The following is a 25,842-nucleotide window of genomic DNA, read 5'->3' as shown; positions in this document are numbered from 1 at the left end:
CTTTGTTTGTTTTACATTAATCCGACACTTGTGTCAGTTAAACAAAGGGGTTGAAATATGATGGATCGTACGAAGGTTTTAATTCGAGCGGCTGCTATTTATGGAGTAGTGGGGGCATTTCTAGGTTCCCATATGGCCGGGTCAGGAGCATACGCTTTCCGAGATGTTCATGCTCATGTTCTAGTTGTCGGTTGGTTGTCACTATTTGCTTTTGCTATTTTTTATCGTGTCTTTAAGATCCCGAAAAACTCAAAACTGGCGATGATTCATGTTTGGACGGCAATCCTTGGATCCTTTGGGTTAACGGTGGGGATGTGGCTTTATTATACAAAGCCAATCAGCGGAATTGATACTATTAATCTAATATTCTTCATTGTTGGCGGTTCTCTCCTTTTAATCTGTTTCATCGTCTTTTTCATTATGACATGGGTGCAGGGTCGTTATATAACTGAAGGGGAAAAATAAATCTATCCTTTAAAAAAGAGCCGGTTCCTAATATTGGAACACGGCTCTTTAACTTTTCAGATTTAGTGGTACGGCTTTTTCGAATATGCTGTAACACCTTTCCTTAGCTGCTGATGGCGTTTACTATTTTCCACATATTCTTCCATTAAACTAATTGACATACCGAAGAAGATTACAATCAAGGAAGCAATGATGATACCAATACCAGTTGCAGAGAGAAAATAATTGAAACCGCTTACAAATAAGCCGACTAAAAAAAGAACCAGTCCAATTCCAATAGCACCGAGGGCAATCTTGGTGGTCAAAAATAAGTTATTGACATTTTTTTTCTGCATTGTCATCCACTCCTTCTTACTGAATATTCTATCAATTGTCACAAAATTGTCAAATTTATTCTAAAATAATAAAAAGAGACCTGAAAAATCAGGCCCCCAAATTATCTTTTTTTCGCCATGTTTTCCTGTGCCATTTTGACGAGCTCGCGAACCATGCTGCCTCCCAGTCTGCCACCGACCTTTCCTGCTTGCTCGGAAGTAAGTTGGCCGTTATAGCCTTTTTTCAAAGGAACACCTACCTCTTCGGCGGCTTCAAATTTTGCATCCTCGGGGTACTGAGTGTGTGCCACCTTTGCCTTCAATTCGTCTAAACCCTTTCTAGCTTCTGGAACAAGGATTTTATTTCTTCTAGCCATAAGAAAACCTCCTTTTATTATAGAGTTTCCATAACAATAAAAATCATCAAATATGTCTGGTTAAATCTGATTCTTTCCAGTATAATAATTGTTAATAATTCGGATAAAATCGATGAAAAAGAAAGTAATTATCTGAAAAGGCAAAGCGAGTCAGGGATGGTGAGAGCCTGATGCAGACCAGATAATGAAGCGCACTTTTGAGATGCCTGCCTGAAAATAGTAGGGCATGCCGGGAAATTCTCCGTTATGATGTAAAGCAGGTTCTATTTGAACAATTAGAGTGGTACCGCGGGATTATCAAACTCTCGTCTCTTTTAAGAGGCGGGGGTTTTTTTATTTTCTTTCCTAAGCAAGTCGCAATGCGCTTCAAATTTAAATTATATGGAGGGGTTAAAAATGAATTTTAAACAAGAACTTGCAGCCATTCTTTACGAGTTGCTGAATCACGAATTGACAATGGATGAACTTCAATTGAGCATTGAAAAACCGAAGAACGATGCCCATGGAGATTTGGCTTTTCCATGCTTTACTTTAGCAAAATTAAAAAGAAAAGCTCCGAATCTGATTGCCCAGGAGTTAAGCGAACGGGTTCAATCTCCTAATTTTGAAAAGATCGAAGTGGTGGGGGCCTATATCAATGTCTTTTTAAACAAAAAGACGGTTTCGGAAAAAATGATTGCAGATCTTTTTGAACAAAAAGAGACTTACGGCACACTTACCATAGGGAATGGTGGGAATGTAACGATTGATATGTCATCACCTAATATTGCCAAGCCGTTTTCGATGGGGCACTTGCGTTCAACGGTGATAGGAAATGCTTTGGCGAACATCGTTGAAAAGGCTGGCTACAAGCCAATCAAAATCAACCACCTCGGCGACTGGGGAACGCAATTTGGGAAGTTGATTGCGGCTTTCAAGCTATGGGGAGATACAGAAAAAATAAAGCAAAACCCAATTAAAGAATTGTTAAAACTTTATATCAAGTTTCATGAGGAAGCGGAAACGAATCCGGAGCTTGTGGACCTAGGGCGAAACTGGTTTAAAGAGCTTGAAGATGGGAATGAGGAAGCATTGTCGCTTTGGCAATGGTTTCGTGATGAATCATTAAAGGAATTTTCAAAAATTTATCAGTTAATGCATGTTGACTTTGATTCCTTTGCAGGTGAGGCTTTCTATAATGACAAAATGGACCGTGTTGTCGAGCTGTTAGAGGAAAAACATTTGCTCGTGGAATCCGATCAGGCTCAAGTGGTCGAGCTTCACGAGGAACAACTGCCGCCATGCTTAATCAAAAAATCAGATGGCGCTACCCTTTATGCAACCCGTGATTTAGCAGCGGCTATTTATCGTAAGGAGCATTATGATTTTGATCTTTCTTTATATGTAGTTGGTCATGAGCAAAGCCTGCATTTTCAACAGTTGAAGGCTGTATTGGAAAAAATGGGCTATGGTTGGGCTAAGAAAATGGTCCATGTTCCGTTTGGAATGATGTTAAAGGACGGTAAGAAAATGTCCACGCGTAAAGGAAAGGTTGTTTTATTGGAAGAAGTATTAAAAGAGTCCATTTCCTTAGCACAGCAAAATATTGAAGAAAAAAATCCAAACTTAGTTAATAAAGACGAAGTAGCGAATCAGGTTGGTGTTGGGGCAGTTATTTTTCACGATTTAAAAAATTTCCGAATGAACGATATTGAGTTTTCTATGGAAGATATGCTTCGTTTTGAAGGGGAAACAGGGCCTTACGTTCAATATACGTATGCGAGAGCATGCTCGATTCTGCGTAAAGGGAATTGGCATCCTGAGGATTATTCGAAAAACGATCATGCAGCATGGGATAAGGAATGGAAAGTCATTAGTTTCCTAATGGAATTCCCAAATGCAATTAAACGGGCATGCGAGCAATTTGATCCGTCCCAGGTGGCAAAATATGTGGTCAACCTTGCCCAGGCTTTTAATAAGTACTATGCGGAAGTAAAAATTCTTGAAGAAAGTGATGAGCAACAAGCGCGCCTTGCCTTAGTCTACAGTGTAACGATTGTTCTTAAAGAAGGATTGCGGTTGCTGGGACTTGAAGCGCCTGAAGAAATGTAAGAGCAAATTATTTTCCTAAGAGGATAAATTTAGGTAAAATAGAAGGTGCTTGAAATCAGAAAGAGGGGAAGATGAGAATGAGCGAATTAGTATTCAAAAATTTTGAGTTAACGCGTAGTTTCCTTCTAAAAAATGTCGATGCCTTGGACGAAGCAATCGTGGACGTACAGCCTAAAGGATTTAATAATACGATTCATTGGCATGTAGGTCATGTGCTGACAGTTGCAGAGCAATTTATGTTTGGCTTTCCGAATAAATCGACCCATCTTCCGGCACACTACATGGAATTATTCAGTAGGGGCACGAAACCTTCTGACTGGCAGGGGGATGTTCCTTCCGTTGAGGAATTATCTGCTCAGCTTAAAGAGCAAATTAAGCGGATCAAAGAGATTCCAGTGGAGAGTTTATCTGAACGAATTAAACATCCATTCCTCGGAGCAGAAACGTATGGAGAGCTTGCGAACTTTGCCATCTTCCACGAATCGAGCCATTTGGGACAAATGCACGCTATGAAACGTGTGATTGAAGCGGCAAGTCAAAAATAATTGGTAACCTGATTTGAAATTACGTTTCTACTTATGGTAGGAACGTTTTTTTTATGAGTAAGAGGCTGTCCCAAAATGTGACAGGCACCACTATACGTACAAAGTTCATGATAATTTTTCTGCAATGTTGATTGGAGCGGAAGGCGCTCGACTCCTACGGGAGTACGGGGCAGGGGAGACCCCGCAGGCGCTTAAGCGCTGAGGAGGCTCCCCGGACCGCCCGCGGAAAGCGAGCGCATGGATCGGAAATCAACAGACAAGTTTAACAGACCATTAATAAAAAAGGTGCCCCTAAAAAAATCGTCTAGTCGAAGCATGAAGGATGAAAATCTCCATGCTTTTTTAGTTAGAGGGGAAGCTGTACACAAAGAAAACACTTCTACTACTCCAATAAGTTGTGTTAAAATCAATCGGTAAATTCTACTTCATGGTGGGTGAAAAACTTGCTCTCTTCTGTAAAGAGAATCTTAATTGGCCGTCCATTAAAATCGACGGCATTAGGAGATCAAAAGCTAAATATTTTAAAAGCATTAGCGATTCTGTCTTCCGATGCCCTATCCTCTGTGGCGTACGGCACAGAGCAAATCCTAATTGTCTTATCAACCATAGGCGCAGTCGCTTACTGGTATTCTATTCCGATCGCGGTAGGGGTCCTATTTTTATTAGCAGCCTTAATTATTTCGTACCGGCAAATTATCTTTTCCTATCCGCATGGCGGAGGAGCCTATGTTGTATCAAAAGAAAATCTAGGGGTGAATGCGGGTTTAATTGCTGGTGGCTCTTTATTAGTGGATTATATATTGACAGTGGCTGTTAGTGTTTCTGCTGGTACGGATGCCATTACATCCGCTATTCCGCAGTTACATCCCTATACAGTCCCGATTGCCTGTGTTTTAGTTGTCATGATTACTATTTTAAATCTTCGGGGCTTAACGGAATCGGCAACGATTCTTGCCTATCCGGTGTATTTGTTTGTTTTTGCACTTTTTATATTAATTGGAGTTGGCATTTATAATATTATGACCGGAAATGTTTCGCATACCTTTTATCATCCGGCCCTTGGGACACCGGTGGAAGGAATTTCCTTATTCCTGCTACTTCGAGCCTTCGCATCCGGTTGTTCAGCGTTAACAGGAGTCGAAGCGATTTCCAATGCCATTCCTAATTTTAAAGACCCCGCTCCCAAGAATGCAGCCAAAACATTGATTCTAATGGGATCATTATTAGCGATATTGTTTAGTGGTATTACTTTTTTGGCATATTATTATGGTATTGGACCAAAGGCTGATGAAACAGTAGTTTCGCAAATTGCTAGAGAAACCTTCGGGCGGAATTATTTATACTTTTTTGTTCAAGGAACTACGGCAGTAATCTTGGTCTTGGCTGCCAACACTGGCTTTTCGGCTTTTCCTTTATTGGCATTTAACCTGGCAAAAGATAAGTATATGCCTCGTATGTTTGCGATTAGAGGCGACCGTCTTGGCTATTCAAACGGAATCGTTGCTTTAGGGGTTGCTTCGATTCTGCTCATTATTGCCTTTCACGGAAAAACCGAGCATTTAATCCCTCTTTATGCTGTTGGGGTGTTCATTCCGTTTACCTTATCACAAACAGGGATGATCATCAGATGGGTCCGGAAAAAGCAGGGCGGATGGCTGGCAAAGCTAAGTGCTAACTTAATCGGAGCGATAATTACTTTAACGGTACTACTTATTTTCTTTATAACGAAATTTACTCAAGTGTGGTTTGTTTTTATCTTTTTACCGTTAATTGTTATTATGTTTCATCGGATTAATAAACATTACGAAGCAGTTGGTGAACAATTAAGGATTCATCCCGAATCACCTGCAATCCCTATTGAAGGAAATGTTATCATTGTACCGGTTGCAGGGTTTACGAAGGTAGTGGAAAATTCCATTAATTATGCCAAATCATTAACCGATCAAATTTTCGCTGTTTATGTTTCATTTGATCGTGAAGATGAGAAACGTTTCGCCGAAAAGTGGGAGAAGTGGCAGCCTGATGTACGACTTGTAACCTTGCAATCTCATTATCGCAGTGTTCTTCAGCCCTTATCGAAATTTATTGATACAGTGGAACACAAAGCGAGTGAAAATAATTATCGGGTAACGGTATTAATTCCACAGTTCATTACCAAAAAGAGCTGGCATAATATTTTACACAATCAATCGAGCTTATTAATTAGGACTTATCTTATTTTTAAAAAGAAAGTTATTGTTGCAACTTTGCCGTATCATTTTAAAAAGTAAAAAAATAGAACTACTTTGGGTACTATTTTTCTGTTAAAATAATGGATAAATATATATGAACATGTTTTCTAGGGTTCCGTGGTGTAATGCCAGTCTGGTCCGAGAGAAAACACACCTGTATAAATTGCGGAAAAGTGTGGACTTTTGCAATGGGTTTTCCGCTATTTGGTGTCCACGGAAGGATAAAAGCCTGGGAGAAGAGATCGGTAACGGTCGTTCTCCATGGCTTTTTTATTTTGATGGTAATTTAAAGGAAAGGGAGTTTCATAATGATGAATATTTTGGTTGACAACAAATGGATAATCCTTGGTAGTTTAGAGGTATTGGCGTGGTTGTCGACATTTTTCTTGCTATATGCTCGATATGGATTAAAATCTAAAATTTGGTTTAAGATTGCAACGGTATTGTTTGCACTGACAGGAGTAATCCCGCAAGTATTAATGGGGATCATTAATTTTATCTCGACAAAAAAAATTGATTTGTATACGCTCATTATTGTCTTGCTAATTATATACGGCTTTACCATCGGAAAAAGCCATGTCAAAAAGCTCGATGCATGGGCACAAGCTAAATTTTCAAAACCTAAGTCATCAACATAAAAAAAACCGCCTATTTGGCGGTTTTCTTTGTTCGTTTGACTAAATAATAAATCACGCCAATGATGATGGCAACAAAAATAGCTGGCGTTGCATATGGTGCGGCGGCTTCCTTGACATGTGACCAGTTCTTTCCTAAAACATTACCAAGGTATAGGAATAGAATAGACCACGGAATAATGGCAGCAACGGTGTAAAGAGTAAATTTACTCATCGACATTTTGGCAATCCCGGCTGGAATGGAAATCGCATGTCGTACCACAGGGATAAATCGTGCAGAAAAAATAACTCCGGCGCCATATTTTTCAAACCATTTCTCGGCAATATCAATATGGTGTTTTCTAATTAGTACATATTTACCGTATTTCTCTAAAAATGGACGTCCACCATAATAGCCCGCCCAATACAAGAATAATTGGGAAAAGGTTCCGCCAATTATACCGGCAATGAGGGCTCCAAAGAAATTGATATGTCCTTGTGCAATCATATATCCGCCATAGCCCAGTACAATTTCACTCGGGATAACCTCAATCATTAAACCTAAAGCAATGCCGAAGTAACCTAAATGAGACAAGAAATCCAAAACGGTATTAATATAAGCAGTCATAATTCACCTTCACAATTTATTAAAGATACTTTTTTAGTTTATAATAATTTGTCTAATAAAGGAATATATATAGTAATCTTTAAGATAATCTTAATAATTAGGCTGTGTTAAACTTGCCTGTTGATTTCCGCTTCAGGCGCTTCGCTTTCCGCGGGCGTTCCGGGGAGCCTCCTCGGCGCTTAAGCGCCTGCAGAGTCTCCCCTGCCACGTACTCCCGCAGGAGTCTCGCGCCTTCCGCTCCAATCAACATAGTGGCAAAATCATCAATGAGATTTAACTTAGCCAATAAATAAAAAAGCAAGGATTGTTGCTTTTTAAGTGCCTAGGGATTTGTCAGTTGCAAACATATAATTTCGATGGTGGTAGCGAATGCTGTAGATCAGTCCCATTGCAAACATATTCCCCATTAACGAGCTGCCTCCATAGCTGATAAACGGCAAGGGAATTCCGGTAATCGGGAGAACTTGAATAGTCATTCCGATATTTTGGAAGACATGAAAGGTAATCATGCTGATGATCCCTGTACAAACATACGTATTAAAAGGATCATTCGTATCCAAAGCCGTCCTGATTAAATGGTAAATAAGCATAAAATAGAGGCCAATTAAGATACTTCCACCAACGAAGCCATACTCTTCTCCAATCACGCTGAAGATAAAATCAGTATGTCCTTCCGGGATATACACTTCCCGCTTGCCGAACCCTTTTCCCGTTAAGACCCCAGAGCCTATTGCACTTAATGATTTCATCAAGTGAAAACCTGCGCCTGATTCATTATTCACAGGGTCTATCCAGGCGTAAATGCGAAGAAATTGATAGCTTTTTACCTTTAGATATTTCTCCAGGAGCTCAGGTTTATTAATAACCAGATAGAGGATCAGTGCTCCAAGGGAGGTTCCTGCGCTATAGATAGGGAGAATGATTTTCCATGAAATTCCGGAAACTAAAATCATACCTGTTAATATAGCCAAAATAACGAGACCTGTTCCGAGGTCAGGTTGGAGCATGATGAGTCCAAGCGGTACGGCGGTAGTGACACCTAATTTTAAAAGCAAAAGAAAGTCCCATTTCAACGCTTTTTCCTGATAGAGTTCCTGATGACGGATAATAACCCGACTTAAGGCTAAGATCAGAAAGGGCTTTACAAATTCTGACGGCTGGATCTGGCCTATTTTTTTTATAATAAACCAGCTTTTAGCACCATTTCTGACAGGGGCAATACTTTCGGGAGCAACAATCAAAGCAACGAGTAATAAGAGTCCAAAACAATATAAATACCAGGAAAGCCGTTTATACTGATATGTATCAAAAAGAATCGAAACCAAGATAATCGCGGCTCCAACTACATACCAAAAGACCTGCATGATTAAAAAATTCCTGTCATATTGAGCGGAGCCTTGTGCACTGTAAATAGCCACACAGCTAATTAAGAAAAAGAGGAACAACAATAAGGTAAGCGTCCAATCAAAGCGATCAGTTCTATATCTTCTGTTTTCCATCAACACACACTCATCACCTTTATTGTCTAATTACATGCTAGAAAATATTTCTAAGGTAAAATGTTACAGGCGCACATATATAATAACGATTTTACTTACAAAATGGTTTCAATAAATCGTTGAAAACTGGAAGAAAAGTAAATAATAAAAAAGGTATACATTGCATTGAAAATTTAACAAATAAACTATTGACCAAAAGGCTATATATAGGAGTAAAATAGTTGCAATGATTTCACCAAAATCTTTTTATTTGTAAAAGAATTGAAATAAGCTATTTGCACTATAATTTGGTAAAATGAAATGGACCAATATTTCATTAAAAGCTTTCTTTCATTCTTATATCCTGTAAGGTTTTAATAGATTTTCTAAATTGTTGATCGGAGGAAGTTGCATTGAAAAGGCATCATCAAGACATACGGGACCTCATCTACGTACATTTAAATCAAACGGACCAGTATGTTTTGTCATACGGAATCGAATTTGAAGAATTTGTTACTGCTTTTTCAGGGTCATTAAATCATTTGCTTTTGCTTAAGCATCGCTTTGATGACTCTGATTTAAACAGGCACACACTTCTCCAATATTGCCCGCAAGATCGAATTAAAAAGTTGGCAACACAAGATGTATATGGTTACGGGAATTTCTGCTGGATAGATTTTCTAGAAGAGGAATTGTTAAATGAACTGACCGGCCAGGAAATTGCGGAACTATTGTATTTAGGCCATCAAAAGCAGCATTTGAAATTGCCGTTTTATAATAAACTAGGCAATCGTTTTGTTTATTTGGCCCGTGACGACGGCTGGTATAACAAAATTTATTACCGCAGCTTTAAGGATTTTTTTCAACTATTAAGTGTGTCGATTGCAGGTAAATTGGGGCACCTAAGACTTGAAAAAACACTTCTTGGAGTACGAAAGAAACGGTTTTATCCTCCGGTCAATAAGGAAATCCTTCTCTCGTTAACTCCTTTCATCAAAGAGGGTATCTGTATTTCATTAAAGGATGCAGATCATCAGCGTGGGAGAATTGAAATTCCTGTCTGGGTAATTGGCGATTTTGATAATATGGATGATATGTATGAGGAATATGAACAAATTGCCCATAAAACTTGTCATGCAAAAATTATTTTTGACAAGAAATTAAAAGAGTGGAAATTAACTGTCATATAAAATCTCTCCAATATCCACTTGGAGAGATTTTATCTTGTTTTAAGGTAAGCTGTATTTTTCATAAAATTAGGATAGGGTATAAAAAATCATCCAAAACATGAACCACGTTTCCTTTCTAATAAAATAAAGTGGTAAAATAAAAACGTTAATGAGAAGGTGGAGGATTGTTATGAAAACAAAACTTGGTTTATTATATGGTGGAAAATCCGCTGAACATAAAGTATCGTTACAGACTGCCCTTGCTGTTATTAGAGCACTGGACCTAGAAAAATTTGAAATTCATCCGATCTACATAAATGTTGAAGGGCAGTGGGTGAAAGGGCCTCAACTTAATGCTCCGGTTCAAAACGTGCAAGCACTAGAATTTTCAGCGAGCACTCAGGTATCGCCATTAGCCTTAGCACCATCGCTTTTTCAAACCGAAAAGCAAGAAAAAGAGTCGCTTGATGTGATTTTTCCATTGCTGCACGGACCTAATGGTGAGGATGGAACCGTACAAGGGCTTTTAGAATTATTAAATCTTCCGTATGTTGGAAATGGCGTATTAGCATCCGCCGCTGGCATGGATAAAGTCATCATGAAAAATATTTTTGCGCAAGCAGGACTTGCCCAAGTAAACTATGTTGCTTTTACCAAAAGTGAATGGGAAATCACAAAGGTGGAAATCTATAAAAAAGTAGAAGAAGAACTTGGCTATCCATGTTTCGTTAAGCCTGCTAACCTTGGCTCAAGCGTTGGCATTAGCAAATGTAGAAATCTCTCAGAATTAGAGGCTGCTTTTGCGGAAGCCTTCCAGTACGACCGAAAAGTGATTATTGAAGAAGGCGTGACTGCCCGTGAGATCGAGGTAGGTGTTCTTGGTAATGATCATCCTGAATGTTCGGTAGCGGGTGAAATTGTACCGAAAAAAGACTTTTATGATTATAAAGCGAAATATGAGGACGGGGAAACAGCCTTAATGATCCCTGCAGATATTTCAGAGGACGAATACCGAGAAATTAAAGAGTCGGCCATTCGAGCCTTTAAAGCATTGGATTGCTCAGGACTTGTTCGAGCAGACTTCTTTTTAACAAAGGATGGTAAAGTATTAATAAATGAAGTAAATACCATGCCTGGCTTTACACCGTTTAGTATGTTCCCGCTATTGTGGAAGGAAACCGGTGTTGAATATCCTAAATTAATTGAGCGACTTGTAAACCTTGCAATAGAAAGACATACAGAAAAACAAAAAATTAAATATACAATCTAAGAAAAGCGTAAGCGCCTCGTTCAGCCACGACAAGGATAAGACACTCCCAATAAGAAGGCGCTTTTTGCCTTCTTAATGGGAGAGGCTTATGACCTCGAGTGGCTAGGCGCTGAAGCTAGACAATAAGAAAAGCGAAAGTGCGCCTCTGTCTGGGGCGCTTTGCGCTTTTCTTGAAAAATGGAGGAAAAAAATGATTAGGAAGTCGATCAAACAGATTTCTGACATGATTTCAATAAAAAATGATATCACCCCATTTGTTGATCTAATCGTAGAAGGGGTGACGATTGATTCGAGAAAAATCGAAAAGGGTAACCTGTTTGTCCCTTTTAAAGGTGAAAATGTGGACGGTCATAAGTATGTGGAAGCTGCGATTGCGAAGGGGGCAGCTGCCGCCCTCTGGCAAAGCGATGTTCCCAACCCTCCTGCCCACTTGCCGATCCTATTAGTCGACAACTGCCTACTAGCCCTGCAGGAGTTAGCGAGAGAGTACCGCCACGAACTGCCGGTTAAGGTTGTAGGAATCACTGGAAGTAACGGAAAAACGACGACGAAGGATATGACAGCCGGACTCTTATCCGTTCAATATAAGGTTCAAAAAACCGAAGGGAATTTTAATAACGAAATCGGACTCCCTTTAACCGTCCTAGGGCTAGATCGGGATACGGAAATTGCTGTGTTAGAAATGGGCATGAGCGCTATAGGAGAAATTGAGTTCCTAACGAAGCTTGCTTGTCCGGATGCCATTGTGATTACGAATATTGGTGAATCCCATCTTCTTGACCTCGGCTCAAGAGAGGCAATTGCAGAAGCGAAGCTTGAAATTTTACTAGGACTTGCAAACGGAGGACTGGCTGTTATAAACGGTGACGAGCCGTTATTAATGGATAGACTTCAAGAGCATCAAGGAACTATTCATTTTGAAACCTTTGGAAGAAAAGACACCAATGATGTATTCCCAACGGAAATTCAGCAACTCGGTCAAGGAAACCGTTTTAAAATAAATGCTTCGAACGAGAGTTTTCAGCTGCCTGTTTTAGGTACACACAATATTTTAAATGCCATGGCAGCCATGTTGATTGCCAAGCATTTTGCGATTCCATATGAAAAAATGAATGATGGCTTAGCGCAGATTAAGCTGACACATATGCGCATGGAGCTAGTTGAAGGGAAACATGGCGAAAAAATAATTAACGATGCTTATAATGCCAGCCCAACATCGATGTTGGCAGCCACCGATTTAGTTTCGGATCTTCAAGGGTATGGACGGAAGATTCTTGTTCTTGGCGACATGCTTGAGCTTGGGGCGGAAGAAGAACAATACCACTATAAAATTGGAACAGGCTTACATGCCGATAAAATTGATTTGTTGTTTACCTATGGAGCTTTAGGGGAACAAATAGCAAAAGGTGCACGATCAGTATTAGGCGAACAAAGAGTTTTTGCTTTTACAGATAAAGCAGGACTCATTCGCGAGCTAAAGCAGCATTTAGATGCCCAGACATTGGTCCTTGTTAAGGCATCGCGCGGGATGAAATTAGAGGAAATTGTAACGGCATTACAGAAATAGGCTTGTTTCCTAATTTGGACCGGGGCCTGTTAATAGGCTGGTGAGAAAAATGATTGGATGCTTATGTATTCATGGATTTACAGGTGCCCCATATGAAGTAGAGCCGCTTGTTCACTATTTACAGGAGCGAACAGACTGGGTGTTCCGTGTTCCAACTCTTCCGGGACATGGCGACACCCTTGCTTTAAAAGGGATTCATTATGAAGAGTGGCTTGAATATGCTGAGTTAGAATTAAAAAAACTCATTGAAACATGTGACGAGATTTATGTCATTGGTTTTTCCATGGGCGGTTTAATTGCCGGCTATCTTGCTGCCAAATATCCTGTGGACAAGCTCATTTTACTCAGTGCTGCAGCCTATTATATGAATCCGAAGCAATTATTCTCTGATGTAAAGGGGATAGCTGCCGATATGCTTAAGGGGAATTTAGTCAAAAATGAATTATTTCAGCGATATAAAAGAAAAATAAAAGAAACCCCTTTTGCTGCAACATGGCAATTCAGACGGCTCGTTTCCTATATTAAACCGCTGATAAGCCAGATAAATGTGCCAACTTTAATCGCACAAGGAGAGTGTGATGGGATTGTGCCGCTTAAAAGCGCTGAATATTTATATCGAACCATTCCTGCAAAACAGAAAAAGCTTACCCTAATAAAAGAGTCTAAGCATCATATCTGTCACTGTGAGGAAAAGGATGCCCTCTTTTCCCAAGTATACGACTTTTTGAAGGAACCGTAAGCTGGAATAATTTGTTTCCTACTTGCTTATATTGCATTAAACAAATAATAATGGTATGATTATCTTCAGCGTGTCTAAAGAACGTTAAATGGAAACTCGCCGAATAGGACGGTTAATTAGGCGTAGTGGAATTTATGCGTACAGAATTTAACGATCTAAATTCTGATAAGCGATAAGGGCATACTCCTTTGGAGGAATGTCTTTTTTTTGGTAAAATAAGTTATACCTACTAACGGCATTTTAGATGTGTTTCGATAGAACTATTCAGTATAATTTTAAATAGATGAAGGAGAATGAAAACATTGACCAAGTTTGAAGATTTAGGTATTAGCCAGGCAACCTTAAAGGCTGTCCTCAAAATGGGTTTTGAGGAAGCAACCCCAATACAATCTGAAACAATTCCGTTAAGCTTAGAAAATAAAGATGTGATTGGGCAAGCTCAAACCGGAACAGGAAAAACAGCTGCTTTTGGGATTCCATTAGTGGAAAAGATTATTACGAGTAAAGAGGCGATTCAAGGAATTATTATTGCGCCTACAAGAGAATTAGCGATTCAAGTTTCTGAAGAACTTTATAAAATCGGAGCAGGCAAAAAAGTTCGCGTCCTTCCTATTTACGGTGGACAGGATATTAGTCGGCAAATCCGTTCATTGAAAAAATCCCCACACATTATCGTGGGAACACCTGGACGTCTTTTGGACCATATCAATCGTAAGACGATGCGTCTTGATAATGTCCAAACGGTTATTCTGGATGAAGCGGATGAAATGTTAAACATGGGCTTTATTGAAGATATTGAAGCCATTCTTGCTAAAATTCCTGAAGAGCGCCAGACATTACTGTTCTCGGCAACAATGCCAGGTCCAATCCAAAGAATCGCAGAACGATTCATGAAGGATCCGCATATCGTTCGAGTGAAAACGAAGGAAATGACTGTACCATCAATTGAGCAATATTACCTTGAAGTTCAAGAAAAGAATAAATTTGATGTGCTGACAAGACTGTTAGACATTCAATCCCCGGAATTAGCAATTGTGTTCGGCCGGACGAAACGCCGTGTTGATGAATTATCAGAAGCCTTAAACTTAAGAGGCTATGCGGCTGAAGGAATTCATGGTGATTTAAGCCAGGCAAAGCGTCTTTCTGTCCTTCGCAAATTTAAAGAAGGATCGATTGATGTTCTTGTTGCTACAGATGTAGCGGCAAGAGGACTTGATATCTCTGGAGTTACTCATGTCTACAACTTTGATATTCCGCAGGACCCTGAAAGCTATGTTCACCGGATAGGTCGTACAGGTCGCGCCGGTAAAACTGGAATGGCGTTGACATTCATCACACCACGTGAAAAGTCGTATCTTGCCGTTGTCGAAAAGACTACAAAACGCAAGATGGAGCGGATGAAGCCACCAACCCTTGATGAGGCATTAGAAGGCCAACAGCGTGCGGTAGTGGATAAGATTAATCAAACGATTGAAACGAACAATCTTCAATATTACAAAGCAGCAGCTGAGGAATTGCTAGAAACAAATGATGCATCAACCGTTATTGCAGCTGTTCTGAAGATGCTGACAAAAGAGCCTGATACTACTCCTGTAAAACTTACGGAAGAGCAGCCTCTACCTGGAAAAAAAGAAAGAAAACCTTATGACCGTGATCGCAGAAGAAAAGATGATTCACGCGGTGGCTACAATTCTGACCGTCGTAAAAAAGCATCGGTAAAGCCGAGAAGCGGAGAAAAAAGAACCGGCGGCAAATCATCAAAGCCAAGATCCTTTAACCATTAATAATTAAGAAAAGAGCATGGATGTCAATTATCCATGCTCTTTTTTTAAAAACGGTTGTGTTGTTGATTTATAACAAGAAGAAAACACATTTTTGTGCATTGGTGACCAGATTTCAGCTTTATCACTATTTTCGGTCACCAAGAACCTTCTTTGATGACCAGATTTCAGCTTTGTCACAGTTTTCGGTCACCAAGTGCCCTCTTTGGTGACCAGATTTCAGCTTTATCACAGTTTTCGGTCACCAAGAACCTTCTTTGGTGACCAGATTTCAGCTTTGTCACAGTTTTCGGTCACCAAGAGCCCTTTTGGTGACCAGATTTCAGCTTTGTCACAGTTTTCGGTCACCAAGAGCCCTTTTGGTGACCAGATTTCAGCTTTATCACAGTTTTCGGTCACCAAGAGCCCTTTTGGTGACCAGATTTCAGCTTTGTCACAGTTTTCGGTCACCAAGAGCCCTTTTGGTGACCAGATTTCAGCTTTGTCACAGTTTTCGGTCACCAAGAGCCCTCTTTGGTGACCAAATTTCTGCTTTGCCACAGTTTTCGGTCACCAAGAGCCCTAATTGCGCTAGACTCGCTATGATAGCCGAAAAGTTACCTACTGTATATATCGTTTTATCTTTGAGCAAGAAACCCAAGGATGGCAAGGAGAACAATCACTCCCCACATCAATTTTTTCAAAGGGGACTGATAGGAAAAGTCCTTTTTTTTGCTCCCAGCCCAGTTGGAAACTCCTTTGATGGAATCGGAAAAATCTTTTTTATTGAAATAGGGAAAGGCCCCTAAGAGAAAGCCGCCTAGTAATCCAAAAAGATGGGCAGTAATATTAATATTGGGCTGTAGAAAGGTCATGAGTAAATTAATGACCAAAAGGGTTATAATAATTTGTGAGTTCTGTCGAGACAGCATCGTTTTACGAAACATGATGATGCTGAGATAATACCCGAATAAGCCGAAAATGGCTCCGCTGGAACCGACATGAGTAAAAGTCAGTGGCTCAACCATGAGTGTCGCAATATTGGCAATGATTCCTGAGAAAAGATAAACAAATAAAAATCTGCCACTGCCCAGCATCCTTTCAAGGGCAGGTCCGAAAAGTAAAATGGAAAAGCTATTAAACAGCATGTGTGAAAAACCGCTATGCATAAAGATGGGCGTTAGCAACCGCCAAAATTGCCCTTCCGTAATGTATAGGTTGACACCTGAAAACGTTTCAAAGAACCAAATGTTAGGGAAAAACGGTAAAATGGATAAAAGATAAATAATGATATTAATGGATATGATCAAAGAAACGATTGGATAAAAGCGAATAAATTCACGAAAGCTTTCGGTTCGTATAAACATGGTAAACCCCCTGAATATTCTTACTACTTATAATGGACGGTTTTATCAAACTTGTACACTATTATGCTAACAGATATTTAAATAGAAGGAAGATGAAGTATGATTAAAGGAATTGGAATCGATATCATCGAACTATCAAGGGTTGAGGATGTAGTAAACAGAACAGGTAAACTGGTTGACCGCATCTTAACTCCAAGTGAACGGGATCGGTTTGAAACCCTTGCAGGCCGTAGACAAGTGGAATTTTTGGCGGGGAGATTTGCCGCAAAGGAGGCATTTTCGAAGGCAATGGGGACGGGAATAGGCAAAGACCTTTCCTTCCTGGATATAGAAATTGCTGTCGATCCATTAGGAAAGCCTGTAATTGTAAAGCCAGATGTTAATGCCCACTTATCAATATCCCATAGCAGAGATTATGCTGTTGCACAGGTGGTCATTGAATCGGATTAGAACATTTTTTAAAGGCTAGTACTATCTCTAATCATAATCCCGAAGGCTGTCTCATATATTCATAGGGAATAAAGGAGAGACAAGGTCAGCTATGGTCATTTTAGTTCCCTGCCTTTCTCTTCAAAAAACCATATGAAATGAGACAAGAAGGGGTTGAAGGAATGGGGAAAAAGTTGTTGCTGCTCATCGCTGCGCTGATGGTCATTTTTTCGCTAGCCGCCTGTGGCTCTAAGTCACAGCAAGATGTGGTGAAAGACTTAAATAGCAAACTCGACGACTTATCAGGTTATAAAGTCAACGCAAAAATGACTTTAAAAATGGGAACAGATTCACAGGTTTATAATGTGGAAATTTGGCATAAAGATCCTACATTTTACCGAGTCAATCTGAAAAATGCCCAAAAAGATCAAAGTCAAATGATTCTACGAAATGAACAAGGGGTATTTGTGTTAACCCCAGCCCTTAATAAGAGCTTCCGCTTCCAAAGTGACTGGCCGCAAAATAGTAGTCAAGCCTATTTGTATGAATCACTGATTAAAGATATTGTCACGGATAAGGAAGCCAAGTTTACTGCAACGAAGGATTACTATATTTTTGAAACGAAAACACGTTACCAAAATAATAGTATGCTGCCGTTTCAAGAGATCAAACTGAACAGAGGTGATTTATCACCGGCAGTCGTCAAAGTGATGGATCCCGACCGAAAGACCCTTGTTACCGTTGAGTTTTCTAAGGTGCAATTTAATGCCAGCTTTAACAAGGACGATTTTGATATGAAAAAGAACATGACGCGGGCCCAGCTTGGTTTACCTGCCATGGCGAAGGCGCAAGATCAATCTTTCACCGTTAAATATCCAACCCTTGAACTGAAGGACTCGAAATTAATTCAGGAAAAAGAAGTGAAGATTGATAACGGGAAACGGGTCGTACTCACATATGACGGCAAGAAGTCCTTTACGCTCATCCAAGAAAGGGTAATCGTAAAGGAAGCAACCGCGCCGACCTATGTTGAAGGAGACTTAGTTGACTTAGGTGCTACGATTGGAGCCGTTACGGACCACTCCATTTCATGGACGAAAGACGGTGTCGATTACATGCTGGCATCGAAAAACCTAACCAAGGATGAAATGGTAGGAATAGCAAAATCTGTCCAAGGTGAGATTGGAAAATAAAGTGAAACTTCCATCAGTGGGGGGTTCTTCATCCCCCACTGATGGTTAGTTGAACCAATCGGACATTTACGGGCAGTTATCCCTCACCTATCTTCTTCGTTTCTTTCTCATTCTTGAGGTAGGGTTACTGTCCGTTAATACTGGATAAATTTTCTCCTGCCTACAGGCCTTTTAATAGGGTCTGTTTTTTTCTGATTCCATATTTTTATGATAAAATGAAACAATATGTTAACTAAAGTAATTAGGAAGTGGAATAAATGGAAGAGCAGGGCTTTTTCTATCGGGATACATGGGCAGAAGTAGATTTAGACTGTATTACCGAAAATGTTATCTCTACAAAAAAACTATTGCCAGATACTGTAGAAATGATTGCAGTTGTAAAAGCAAATGCGTATGGTCATGGTGATGTGGAGGTAGCCAAAACTGCACTTGCAGCAGGAGCTACTTATTTGGCTGTCGCTTTCATGGATGAAGCAATTGCCTTAAGGAAAAAAGGGATCACCGCACCAATTCTCGTTTTAGGTGCTGTTAGACCAGAAGACGCTCAGATAGCATTTCGTAATCATGTTACTGTGACGATTTTTCAAAAGGAATGGCTGATAAAGGCGAAACAATTTTTAGATCCCAGCATGCAGATTAAAGTTCATCTTAAGATTGATAGTGGAATGGGAAGAATCGGCGTTCGGAGCAAAGAAGAGTTAGCAACGGTTGAGCAAATGCTTCAAGAAGACAATCGCTTTTCTTTTGAAGGGGTCTTTACTCATTTTGCGACAGCAGATGAACTCGACCTCACTTATTTTCAAAAACAATTCGAGAACTTTCAGGATATGCTTAGCGCATTGAAAAAACGCCCACGGTACATCCATTGCAGCAACAGTGCTGCTATACTAAGGTTTCCGCAGACTTACTTTAATGCGGTTAGGATTGGGATTGCAATGTATGGTTTAACGCCATCTCGTGAAATGGAAGAAGAAATACCGTTCCCGTTGCAGGAGGCTTTTTCGTTACACTCAAAGCTTGTCCATGTGAAAAAGATGCAAAAAGGGGATAAAGTTAGCTACGGCGCTACCTATGAAGCAGACAAAGAAGTGTGGATTGGAACGATTCCAATCGGGTATGCTGATGGTTGGATCCGTAAGCTTCAGGGCCAGGAAGTACTAGTCGAAGGGTTTAGAACACCGATTGTTGGCAGAATTTGTATGGATCAATGTATGATTCTGCTTCCTGATTATGTACCGGTAGGAACCAAGGTTACGTTGATTGGGCGCCAGAAAGAACAATCGATCTCGATCAATGATGTTGCTGAAAAACTCGAGACCATCAATTACGAAATTCCTTGTATCATCGCAAGCCGTGTTCCACGCCTTTACAAAAAAGGTGGGAAAATTGTCGATTTAAAGAACTATTTACTTCAAAATCAATAGTCTTAAATCGTTCTGCTTAAACATATTAATAATATTGCGGATGTTTTGTGCATAAAAGGAGCATTCATTGGTCTATAATACAGAAGAATTAGAATTAGTCTATGCATTATCTACAAATAATGTTATTATTAAAAATGGTACAGATAAAATCGGGTGTGTAGTGATGGTGGAGGTGTATGTTTGTGTCTGAATCTGGCGCAACTACGGAAATCTTGGTAAAATTACCGCAACATCTTTTGAGTGAATTAGATGGTTTTGTTAAACAAGAGAATGTGAATCGCAGTGAATTTATTTATCAAGCAACGAAAATGTACTTGCGCGAACGGAAAAAGAGACAAATTCGCGAATCCATGAGACGTGGATATATGGAAATGGCTAAGATCAATTTAGGGATCGCATCAGAAGCATTTTTAGCAGAATATGAGGCAGAACATACTGTAGAACGTCTTGTTAGCGGGGGATAAACCTTTGATTGTCAAGCGTGGTGACGTTTATTTCGCGGACCTATCCCCAGTTGTTGGTTCTGAACAAGGCGGTGTCCGTCCTGTACTAGTCATCCAAAACGACATCGGAAATCGGTTTAGTCCTACCGTTATTGTTGCAGCGATTACAGCTCAAATTCAAAAAGCGAAGCTTCCTACTCACGTCGAGATTGATGCGAAGCGCTATGGTTTTGAACGAGACTCCGTTATTCTTTTAGAACAAATTCGTACAATAGATAAACAGCGATTAACCGATAAAATTACCCATCTCGATGACGAAATGATGGAAAAAGTGGATGAAGCCTTGCAAGTAAGCTTAGGACTCATCGAATTCTAACCTTCAACACGCTCTTTTTTCAATAAAAGAGCGTTTTTTTAAACAAATAAGCTAGATGTTTCCTCATTATGGATATCTGCGCCTCACGAACCACCAAAGGGCTCGCCCGTTATCTAATTTATACATAAACCTGACCTCATATTTTTGCTCAAGCAAGCTACCGGCTTGCTTTTTTTTACGAAAATAAGTTCATGCTGTAAAATAACCATAATAGAATAAAGGATTTGGAGGTTTGTTTTTCGTGAATGATACATTATTGAAAGAGGAACAGCTTTTTGGAAAAATTGCTGCCGAGCAATCCATTACGTTTAAACAAGTAAAAAGTGTCATCTCCTTAATTAAGGAAGGCAATACAGTCCCATTCATTGCCCGCTACCGAAAAGAAATGACCGGTGCGCTTGATGAAGTGCAAATTCGCAATGTTCTCGAACGCTGGCAATATATTCAGAACCTAGAGCAAAGAAAAGAAGAAGTAATAAGAATAATTGCTGAACAAGGAAAACTAACGGATGAACTAAGTCGGAAAATAACAAACGCTGAAAAACTCCAAGAGGTGGAAGATTTATATCGTCCATATAAACAAAAGAGACGGACAAAAGCGACAGTAGCAAAGGAAAAAGGCTTAGAGCCATTTGCCGAATGGCTACTGACTTTCCCGAAAGAAAGTGTCGAGGGCAAAGCGCAAGAATTTTTATCGGAAGAAAAAGAGGTTCTTTCCATTGAAGAGGCAGTAGCAGGGGCGAAGGATATCATTGCAGAGATGGTTTCGGATGATGCTGAAGCCCGCAAATGGATTCGCAAGGAAACGATGAAGACTGGAACGGTCGCATCGGCCGTGAAGGAAGAAGAGAAAGACGAGAAAAAGGTTTATGAGATGTACTATGAATACGAAGAACCTGTAAATAAAATTGTCCCACATCGAATCCTAGCGCTAAATCGCGGCGAAAAAGAAGAAATTTTACGTGCATCGGTAAAGGTAAATGTGGACGCGATGAATGGCTACCTTTCAAAGAAGTGGATTCGGAACCAGTACTCACCAACAGCTCCGATTGTCGTGGAAGCAATCGAGGATAGTTACAAAAGACTGATTCAGCCATCAATAGAAAGAGAAATTCGCAGCGAACTAACCGAAAAAGCTGAAGAGCAAGCCATCCATATCTTTTCAGAAAACCTTCGGAATTTGCTGCTGCAGCCGCCTTTGAAAGGAAAGGTAGTGCTTGGGGTTGATCCGGCATATCGTACCGGGTGTAAGCTTGCGGTCGTTGATGAAACAGGTAAAGTGTTAGAAATCGGTGTGATTTATCCGCACCCGCCTGTTTCGAAAGCAAAGGAAGCAAGAGAAAAGGTCATCGCCATTCTCCAAAAGTATAAGGTAGAGATGGTGGCGATCGGAAATGGAACGGCCTCGCGTGAAACAGAGCAATTTGTGGCTGATATTTTAAAAGAAATGGATGAAATTTTCTATCTCATCGTCAATGAGGCTGGCGCGAGTGTTTACTCCGCTTCTGATTTAGCCAGAGAAGAGTTTCCGAATTTCCATGTCGAAGAGAGAAGTGCTGTTTCAATTGCAAGGCGTCTGCAGGACCCGCTTGCGGAATTAGTTAAAATCGATCCGAAATCAGTAGGTGTCGGCCAATACCAGCACGATGTATCCCAAAAGCGCTTATCTGAATCGCTCCATTTCGTTGTCGAAACAGCCGTTAACCAAGTAGGCGTCAATGTCAATACAGCTTCATCTTCACTGCTGCAATACGTAGCTGGCTTAACAAAAACAGCTGCCAACAATATTGTGAAAATGCGTGAAGAAGAAGGGAAGTTTACGAGCCGAACACAATTAAAGAAAGTACCTCGGCTCGGTGCTAAAACTTATGAGCAAGCCATTGGATTTTTACGGGTATTAGACGGTAAACAGCCGCTTGACCGTACAGGAATCCATCCTGAAAACTATGATGAAGTGAAAAACTTATTATCAAATCTAGGTTTTACAGCAAAAGATTTGGGGACCGATGAATTGCGGAATGCTTTAAACAGCCTTGATCTAAAGGTTGTTGCAGAGGAACTTTCTATTGGTGAATTAACCTTAAAGGATATTATTGACGCGTTGGTAAGGCCTGAAAGAGACCCACGCGATGATCTTCCTCGTCCACTCCTAAAAAAGGATGTCTTAAAACTAGAAGACTTAAAAGCCGGAATGGAGCTACAAGGAACCGTTCGAAACGTGGTCGACTTCGGAGCATTTGTTGATATTGGCGTAAAGCAAGATGGGCTTGTTCATATTTCAAAGCTCAGCAACCGCTTCGTAAAGCATCCCTTAGATATTGTATCTGTCGGAGATGTGGTTACCGTCTGGGTTGACTCCGTCGATATGAAAAAGGGCAGAGTAGCACTGACAATGCTGCCGCCATCTCAATAAGAATTCGACACTGCTGGTTAAGAATAGTGTTTTTCGGAAAATGGTCATTGATGAACTTCGTCAATGGCTGTTTTCCTTTTTTCTGTTAGTTATGTTGAGTTTCATTGTTGATTTTTTATTCAAAGATGAATTTTTTAATAAAATTGTTTATGAAATAAGCCTGTTGGCTAAAAAAAGAGATCCCAAAGTTTTGTCGACAAGGAATTTACATGAATGAATTTATGAGTTTTTTTCGAAACCGGTTATGTAAAAGAGTTTACGTGCCTGAACGCATGTGTTTTTTCCGAAACCGGTCATGTAAAAAAGTTTACTTGACTGAACGGATGCATTTTTCATGAAGCAGGGCACAAAAGAGAGTTTACATGACCGTCTCAAAGCACTTTTTCTTGTGTTCTTACTGTTTTTGGTCGTTGATGTGCTTTATCAAGGCTTTTTTCTCTCGTTCCAACTGTTTTTGGTTGTTGATACGCTTTATCAAAGCTCTTTTTTACGCGTTCCAACCTGCTTCGGTCGTTGATGCGCCTTATCAACGCCCTTTTTCACGCGTTCCAACTGATTTCGGTCGTTGATGCTCTTTATCAACGCCCTTTTTCACGCGTTCCAACTGATTTCGGTCGTTGATGTGCTTTATCAACGCCCTTTTTCTCTCGTTCCAACCAGTTTCGGTCGTTGATACACTTTATCAACGCCCTTTTTCTCGGGCTCCAACTGTTTTTGGTCGTTGATACGTAAGAAAGTCATCTCAATACCCGCAAAGCGTCTCTTCAGTAAAACCAATCATTGAAAATCTCTCGAAGTAGTTGTTCTCATTTGTAAAAAACAGCACCTGTTAAATCCGGTGCTGTTTTTGTTCAATATTGAATATTTTGTAGCTAATTGGAAATCAACTTTAGAAAAAATCTAGCTTTACTTACCCAAAATAAAACGCGTTAGCTTAGGAGTAATGCTTTTTTCGGTAAAAAAACCAGCACTGGTTTAAAAGTTTTATTTGGTAGAGGTTTTTCTCGTGGAAAGCTCTTTTCATTTGGTTTTGTAACCAACTCGGCATAATCAAACCTCCCGAAAAGTTCATCGTTAAAGGTACAATTAATATATGCTATAATAGGTTGTCACGTTCGCCTGAAAGAGAGGGGAGAAGCATGGAGAACCACGAACTTCAAAAAATGGTGGAAAAAATATCACTTGATTCATTTGGAAAACCATTTAAACATAAAGCCTCTTTCAATCCAAAGCTAAGAACTACTGGCGGGCGATATTTATTAGGTACCCACAATATAGAAATTAATAAAAAGTACTTGGAGCAATTAGGGGAAAATGAACTAATCGGAATAATAAAACACGAACTTTGTCATTATCATTTGCATCTTGAAGGGAAAGGATATCAGCATCGTGATCTTGAGTTCAAATGGTTACTAAAAAAGACAGGTGCACCGAGATTTTGTAACCGCCTTACCGATATGCCTCCAAAACGGTCTTCAAAAAAAATCCTCTTATATCAATGCACTAAATGCCATCTTCAGTACAAGCGAAAAAAAAGTATTAATACTAGCAAATATGTATGTGGAAGATGCAAAGGGAAATTGAAAAAAATCAATGAAATCAGTTTGTCTTGAGGCTTAACTTTGGAAAAAATTTTATCGCAAAACGATATTGACTTTATAATACATCGTCATTATAATGGAAAGAGTCGATAAGGAAAGCACCTTATTCGATGGAAGTTTTGAAGTTATTCCGCAGTAGCTCAGTGGTAGAGCTATCGGCTGTTAACCGATCGGTCGTAGGTTCGAGTCCTACCTGCGGAGCCATATGGGGAAGTACTCAAGAGGCTGAAGAGGCGCCCCTGCTAAGGGTGTAGGTCGCGTAAGCGGCGCGAGGGTTCAAATCCCTCCTTCTCCGCCATATAAATTTGGCCCCTTGGTCAAGCGGTTAAGACACCGCCCTTTCACGGCGGTAACACGGGTTCGAATCCCGTAGGGGTCATCAGGAATGGGGGATGAGCGAAAAGTCATTTCCCGTTTCTTTTCTAAAATAATTTTGGTCTGGTAGTTCAGTTGGTTAGAATGCCTGCCTGTCACGCAGGAGGTCGCGGGTTCGAGTCCCGTCCAGACCGCCACTTATTTAAATATTATTGGGCTATAGCCAAGCGGTAAGGCAACGGACTTTGACTCCGTCATTCGTTGGTTCAAATCCAGCTAGCCCAGCCATTTACTTTTTATGCGGGTGTGGCGGAATTGGCAGACGCACCAGACTTAGGATCTGGCGCCGCAAGGCGTGGGGGTTCGACTCCCTTCACCCGCACCAACAATTTCCTCTTGAAACTTAATGAATAATCTGTTATGATTATCTTTGTCGCTAATGAAGATGCGGTCGTGGCGGAATGGCAGACGCGCTAGGTTGAGGGCCTAGTGGGGGCAACCCCGTGGAGGTTCAAGTCCTCTCGGCCGCACCAAAAAAAGTTCTTGACAGATTCGAAAAGTTATATTAAGATAATAAAGTCGCTTTTAAAAAATGCGCCCGTAGCTCAATTGGATAGAGCGTCTGACTACGGATCAGAAGGTTATGGGTTCGACTCCTTTCGGGCGCGCCATTTCTAAAAGTTAGAGAAAAGAAATTTCTCTACAAGGCTCCAAATCTATACGTATAAACGGGAAGTAGCTCAGCTTGGTAGAGCACTTGGTTTGGGACCAAGGGGTCGCAGGTTCGAATCCTGTCTTCCCGACCATTCAAAATTATATATGCGGGTGTAGTTTAGTGGTAAAACCACAGCCTTCCAAGCTGTTGTTGTGGGTTCGATTCCCATCACCCGCTCCAAAAGAGAAATTGATCTTTGAAAACTAAACAAACAAGAACGTCAACAAACAATAATTATTCACTTCATTTAATGATGTGAAGCCAACGTAAATTTCGAGCTAAATCAACTTTCTTGGAGAGTTTGATCCTGGCTCAGGA

At 40.3% G+C, this 25,842-nt stretch carries 26 protein-coding genes, 10 tRNA genes, 1 riboswitch and 1 other annotated feature; of the genes, 28 read left to right on the top strand and 8 right to left on the bottom strand.

The genetic code is table 11. From position 1 onward, the window contains the following. Positions 1–57 precede the first annotated feature (57 nt). Positions 58–465 (top strand): hypothetical protein, encoded by a 408-nt coding sequence (locus BN1082_RS25370; protein ID WP_425412225.1) that lies wholly within the window; start codon positions 58–60, stop codon positions 463–465. 62 nt (positions 466–527) lie between these two features. On the opposite strand, the gene BN1082_RS25365 is transcribed toward BN1082_RS25370, so the two are convergent. Further along, positions 528–800, bottom strand: a complete 273-nt coding sequence (locus BN1082_RS25365) for a hypothetical protein (RefSeq protein WP_090639911.1) — start codon at positions 798–800, stop codon at positions 528–530. Positions 801–901: 101 nt separating this feature from the next. Further along, on the bottom strand, positions 902–1,156 hold the full coding sequence (locus BN1082_RS25360) for an alpha/beta-type small acid-soluble spore protein (protein ID WP_090639909.1): 255 nt from the start codon (positions 1,154–1,156) through the stop codon (positions 902–904). A gap of 103 nt (positions 1,157–1,259) precedes the next feature. Further along, positions 1,260–1,472, top strand: a binding site (T-box leader). 80 nt (positions 1,473–1,552) lie between these two features. Between BN1082_RS25360 and argS the strand changes: the two genes are divergently transcribed. From argS to BN1082_RS25325, 4 genes are all read left to right on the top strand, one after another. After that, complete coding sequence (argS, locus tag BN1082_RS25350; protein WP_090639903.1) at positions 1,553–3,247, top strand: arginine--tRNA ligase; 1,695 nt, start codon at positions 1,553–1,555, stop codon at positions 3,245–3,247. A 77-nt stretch (positions 3,248–3,324) separates the two neighbouring features. Continuing rightward, on the top strand, positions 3,325–3,792 hold the full coding sequence (locus tag BN1082_RS25345) for a DinB family protein (RefSeq protein ID WP_090639901.1): 468 nt from the start codon (positions 3,325–3,327) through the stop codon (positions 3,790–3,792). A 443-nt stretch (positions 3,793–4,235) separates the two neighbouring features. Further along, on the top strand, positions 4,236–6,062 hold the full coding sequence (locus BN1082_RS25335; protein WP_090639896.1) for an APC family permease: 1,827 nt from the start codon (positions 4,236–4,238) through the stop codon (positions 6,060–6,062). A gap of 57 nt (positions 6,063–6,119) precedes the next feature. Continuing rightward, positions 6,120–6,261: riboswitch (guanidine-I (ykkC/yxkD leader) on the top strand. Positions 6,262–6,331: 70 nt separating this feature from the next. Next, positions 6,332–6,661, top strand: a complete 330-nt coding sequence (locus BN1082_RS25325) for a hypothetical protein (protein ID WP_090639892.1) — start codon at positions 6,332–6,334, stop codon at positions 6,659–6,661. Between the two features lie 10 nt (positions 6,662–6,671). Here BN1082_RS25325 and uptA read toward each other — a convergent pair whose 3' ends face one another. Then, positions 6,672–7,265 (bottom strand): undecaprenyl phosphate transporter UptA, encoded by a 594-nt coding sequence (gene uptA / locus BN1082_RS25320; protein WP_090639889.1) that lies wholly within the window; start codon positions 7,263–7,265, stop codon positions 6,672–6,674. 314 nt (positions 7,266–7,579) lie between these two features. Continuing rightward, complete coding sequence (locus BN1082_RS25315) at positions 7,580–8,764, bottom strand: FtsW/RodA/SpoVE family cell cycle protein (protein WP_176699951.1); 1,185 nt, start codon at positions 8,762–8,764, stop codon at positions 7,580–7,582. 392 nt (positions 8,765–9,156) lie between these two features. Here BN1082_RS25315 and BN1082_RS25310 point away from each other — a divergent pair, with 392 nt between their 5' ends. The 5 genes from BN1082_RS25310 to cshA all read left to right on the top strand — a co-directional run bounded on the left by BN1082_RS25310 (position 9,157) and on the right by cshA (position 15,272). Next, complete coding sequence (locus tag BN1082_RS25310) at positions 9,157–9,933, top strand: hypothetical protein (protein WP_090639886.1); 777 nt, start codon at positions 9,157–9,159, stop codon at positions 9,931–9,933. Between the two features lie 169 nt (positions 9,934–10,102). After that, positions 10,103–11,182: a D-alanine--D-alanine ligase gene (locus BN1082_RS25305; protein WP_090639884.1), complete on the top strand. Its 1,080-nt coding sequence runs from the start codon at positions 10,103–10,105 to the stop codon at positions 11,180–11,182. A 190-nt stretch (positions 11,183–11,372) separates the two neighbouring features. Beyond that, on the top strand, positions 11,373–12,749 hold the full coding sequence (locus BN1082_RS25300; RefSeq protein WP_090639881.1) for a UDP-N-acetylmuramoyl-tripeptide--D-alanyl-D-alanine ligase: 1,377 nt from the start codon (positions 11,373–11,375) through the stop codon (positions 12,747–12,749). Between the two features lie 49 nt (positions 12,750–12,798). Next, on the top strand, positions 12,799–13,488 hold the full coding sequence (locus BN1082_RS25295; protein WP_090639879.1) for an alpha/beta hydrolase: 690 nt from the start codon (positions 12,799–12,801) through the stop codon (positions 13,486–13,488). A gap of 302 nt (positions 13,489–13,790) precedes the next feature. Next, positions 13,791–15,272, top strand: a complete 1,482-nt coding sequence (cshA, locus tag BN1082_RS25290) for a degradosome RNA helicase CshA (RefSeq protein WP_090639876.1) — start codon at positions 13,791–13,793, stop codon at positions 15,270–15,272. A 225-nt stretch (positions 15,273–15,497) separates the two neighbouring features. Here the strand turns inward: cshA and BN1082_RS25285 are convergent, their stop codons facing one another. Together BN1082_RS25285 and BN1082_RS25280 are read right to left on the bottom strand one after the other, a co-directional pair. Next, positions 15,498–15,809 (bottom strand): hypothetical protein, encoded by a 312-nt coding sequence (locus BN1082_RS25285; RefSeq protein ID WP_141650923.1) that lies wholly within the window; start codon positions 15,807–15,809, stop codon positions 15,498–15,500. Between the two features lie 77 nt (positions 15,810–15,886). After that, a complete protein-coding gene (locus tag BN1082_RS25280) occupies positions 15,887–16,615 on the bottom strand; it encodes a rhomboid family intramembrane serine protease (protein WP_090639870.1) in 729 nt (242 codons plus the stop codon). A 99-nt stretch (positions 16,616–16,714) separates the two neighbouring features. On the opposite strand from BN1082_RS25280, the gene acpS reads away from it, so the two are divergent. The 7 genes from acpS to BN1082_RS25250 all read left to right on the top strand — a co-directional run bounded on the left by acpS (position 16,715) and on the right by BN1082_RS25250 (position 22,893). Beyond that, a complete protein-coding gene (gene acpS, locus BN1082_RS25275) occupies positions 16,715–17,065 on the top strand; it encodes a holo-ACP synthase (RefSeq protein ID WP_090639867.1) in 351 nt (116 codons plus the stop codon). 161 nt (positions 17,066–17,226) lie between these two features. Next, positions 17,227–18,237, top strand: a complete 1,011-nt coding sequence (locus BN1082_RS25270) for a LolA family protein (protein ID WP_090639865.1) — start codon at positions 17,227–17,229, stop codon at positions 18,235–18,237. A gap of 257 nt (positions 18,238–18,494) precedes the next feature. Beyond that, positions 18,495–19,661 carry an alanine racemase gene (gene alr / locus BN1082_RS25265; RefSeq protein WP_090639862.1) on the top strand — a complete coding sequence of 389 codons (1,167 nt, stop codon included), beginning with the start codon at positions 18,495–18,497 and terminating at the stop codon, positions 19,659–19,661. Positions 19,662–19,728: 67 nt separating this feature from the next. Next, positions 19,729–19,851 carry a hypothetical protein gene (locus BN1082_RS28650; RefSeq protein WP_281177062.1) on the top strand — a complete coding sequence of 41 codons (123 nt, stop codon included), beginning with the start codon at positions 19,729–19,731 and terminating at the stop codon, positions 19,849–19,851. Continuing rightward, a complete protein-coding gene (locus BN1082_RS25260) occupies positions 19,844–20,125 on the top strand; it encodes a CopG family ribbon-helix-helix protein (RefSeq protein WP_090639859.1) in 282 nt (93 codons plus the stop codon). Before BN1082_RS28650 ends, BN1082_RS25260 begins: the two co-directional genes overlap by 8 nt. 4 nt (positions 20,126–20,129) lie before the next feature. Beyond that, positions 20,130–20,480, top strand: coding sequence for a type II toxin-antitoxin system endoribonuclease NdoA (gene ndoA, locus BN1082_RS25255; protein ID WP_007083556.1), 351 nt, complete (start codon positions 20,130–20,132; stop codon positions 20,478–20,480). Between the two features lie 241 nt (positions 20,481–20,721). Further along, entirely contained in the window at positions 20,722–22,893 is a 2,172-nt protein-coding gene (locus BN1082_RS25250; protein WP_090639857.1) for a Tex family protein, read from the top strand. 371 nt (positions 22,894–23,264) lie between these two features. On the opposite strand, the gene BN1082_RS28645 is transcribed toward BN1082_RS25250, so the two are convergent. Both BN1082_RS28645 and cmpA read right to left on the bottom strand, forming a co-directional pair. Beyond that, positions 23,265–23,393 (bottom strand): hypothetical protein, encoded by a 129-nt coding sequence (locus tag BN1082_RS28645; RefSeq protein WP_281177060.1) that lies wholly within the window; start codon positions 23,391–23,393, stop codon positions 23,265–23,267. A 434-nt stretch (positions 23,394–23,827) separates the two neighbouring features. Then, the gene (cmpA, locus tag BN1082_RS25245; protein ID WP_090639854.1) at positions 23,828–23,941 is read right to left on the bottom strand and encodes a cortex morphogenetic protein CmpA; all 114 of its coding nucleotides are present in this window, start codon (positions 23,939–23,941) and stop codon (positions 23,828–23,830) included. 91 nt (positions 23,942–24,032) lie between these two features. Here cmpA and BN1082_RS25240 point away from each other — a divergent pair, with 91 nt between their 5' ends. The 11 genes from BN1082_RS25240 to BN1082_RS25190 all read left to right on the top strand — a co-directional run bounded on the left by BN1082_RS25240 (position 24,033) and on the right by BN1082_RS25190 (position 25,704). Further along, positions 24,033–24,506, top strand: coding sequence for a SprT family protein (locus BN1082_RS25240; RefSeq protein WP_090639851.1), 474 nt, complete (start codon positions 24,033–24,035; stop codon positions 24,504–24,506). Between the two features lie 117 nt (positions 24,507–24,623). Further along, positions 24,624–24,698: transfer RNA gene (locus BN1082_RS25235), tRNA-Asn, on the top strand. A gap of 3 nt (positions 24,699–24,701) precedes the next feature. Next, a tRNA-Ser gene (locus BN1082_RS25230) sits at positions 24,702–24,792 on the top strand. A gap of 9 nt (positions 24,793–24,801) precedes the next feature. Further along, positions 24,802–24,873: transfer RNA gene (locus BN1082_RS25225), tRNA-Glu, on the top strand. 56 nt (positions 24,874–24,929) lie between these two features. Continuing rightward, a tRNA-Asp gene (locus BN1082_RS25220) sits at positions 24,930–25,006 on the top strand. A 16-nt stretch (positions 25,007–25,022) separates the two neighbouring features. Then, a tRNA-Gln gene (locus BN1082_RS25215) sits at positions 25,023–25,097 on the top strand. A 12-nt stretch (positions 25,098–25,109) separates the two neighbouring features. Beyond that, positions 25,110–25,194: transfer RNA gene (locus BN1082_RS25210), tRNA-Leu, on the top strand. Positions 25,195–25,256: 62 nt separating this feature from the next. Next, positions 25,257–25,342 (top strand) — tRNA-Leu (locus tag BN1082_RS25205). A gap of 61 nt (positions 25,343–25,403) precedes the next feature. Continuing rightward, positions 25,404–25,480 (top strand) — tRNA-Arg (locus tag BN1082_RS25200). Positions 25,481–25,538: 58 nt separating this feature from the next. Further along, positions 25,539–25,615, top strand: a tRNA-Pro gene (locus BN1082_RS25195). A gap of 15 nt (positions 25,616–25,630) precedes the next feature. Further along, positions 25,631–25,704: transfer RNA gene (locus tag BN1082_RS25190), tRNA-Gly, on the top strand. The last annotated feature ends 138 nt before the right edge of the window (positions 25,705–25,842 follow it).

Source organism: Neobacillus massiliamazoniensis (genome assembly GCF_001048695.1).
Taxonomy (GTDB): domain Bacteria; phylum Bacillota; class Bacilli; order Bacillales; family Cytobacillaceae; genus Neobacillus; species Neobacillus massiliamazoniensis.
The sequence above is the reverse complement of the archived record's forward strand: the minus strand, read 5'-3'. Positions and strand labels throughout refer to the sequence as shown.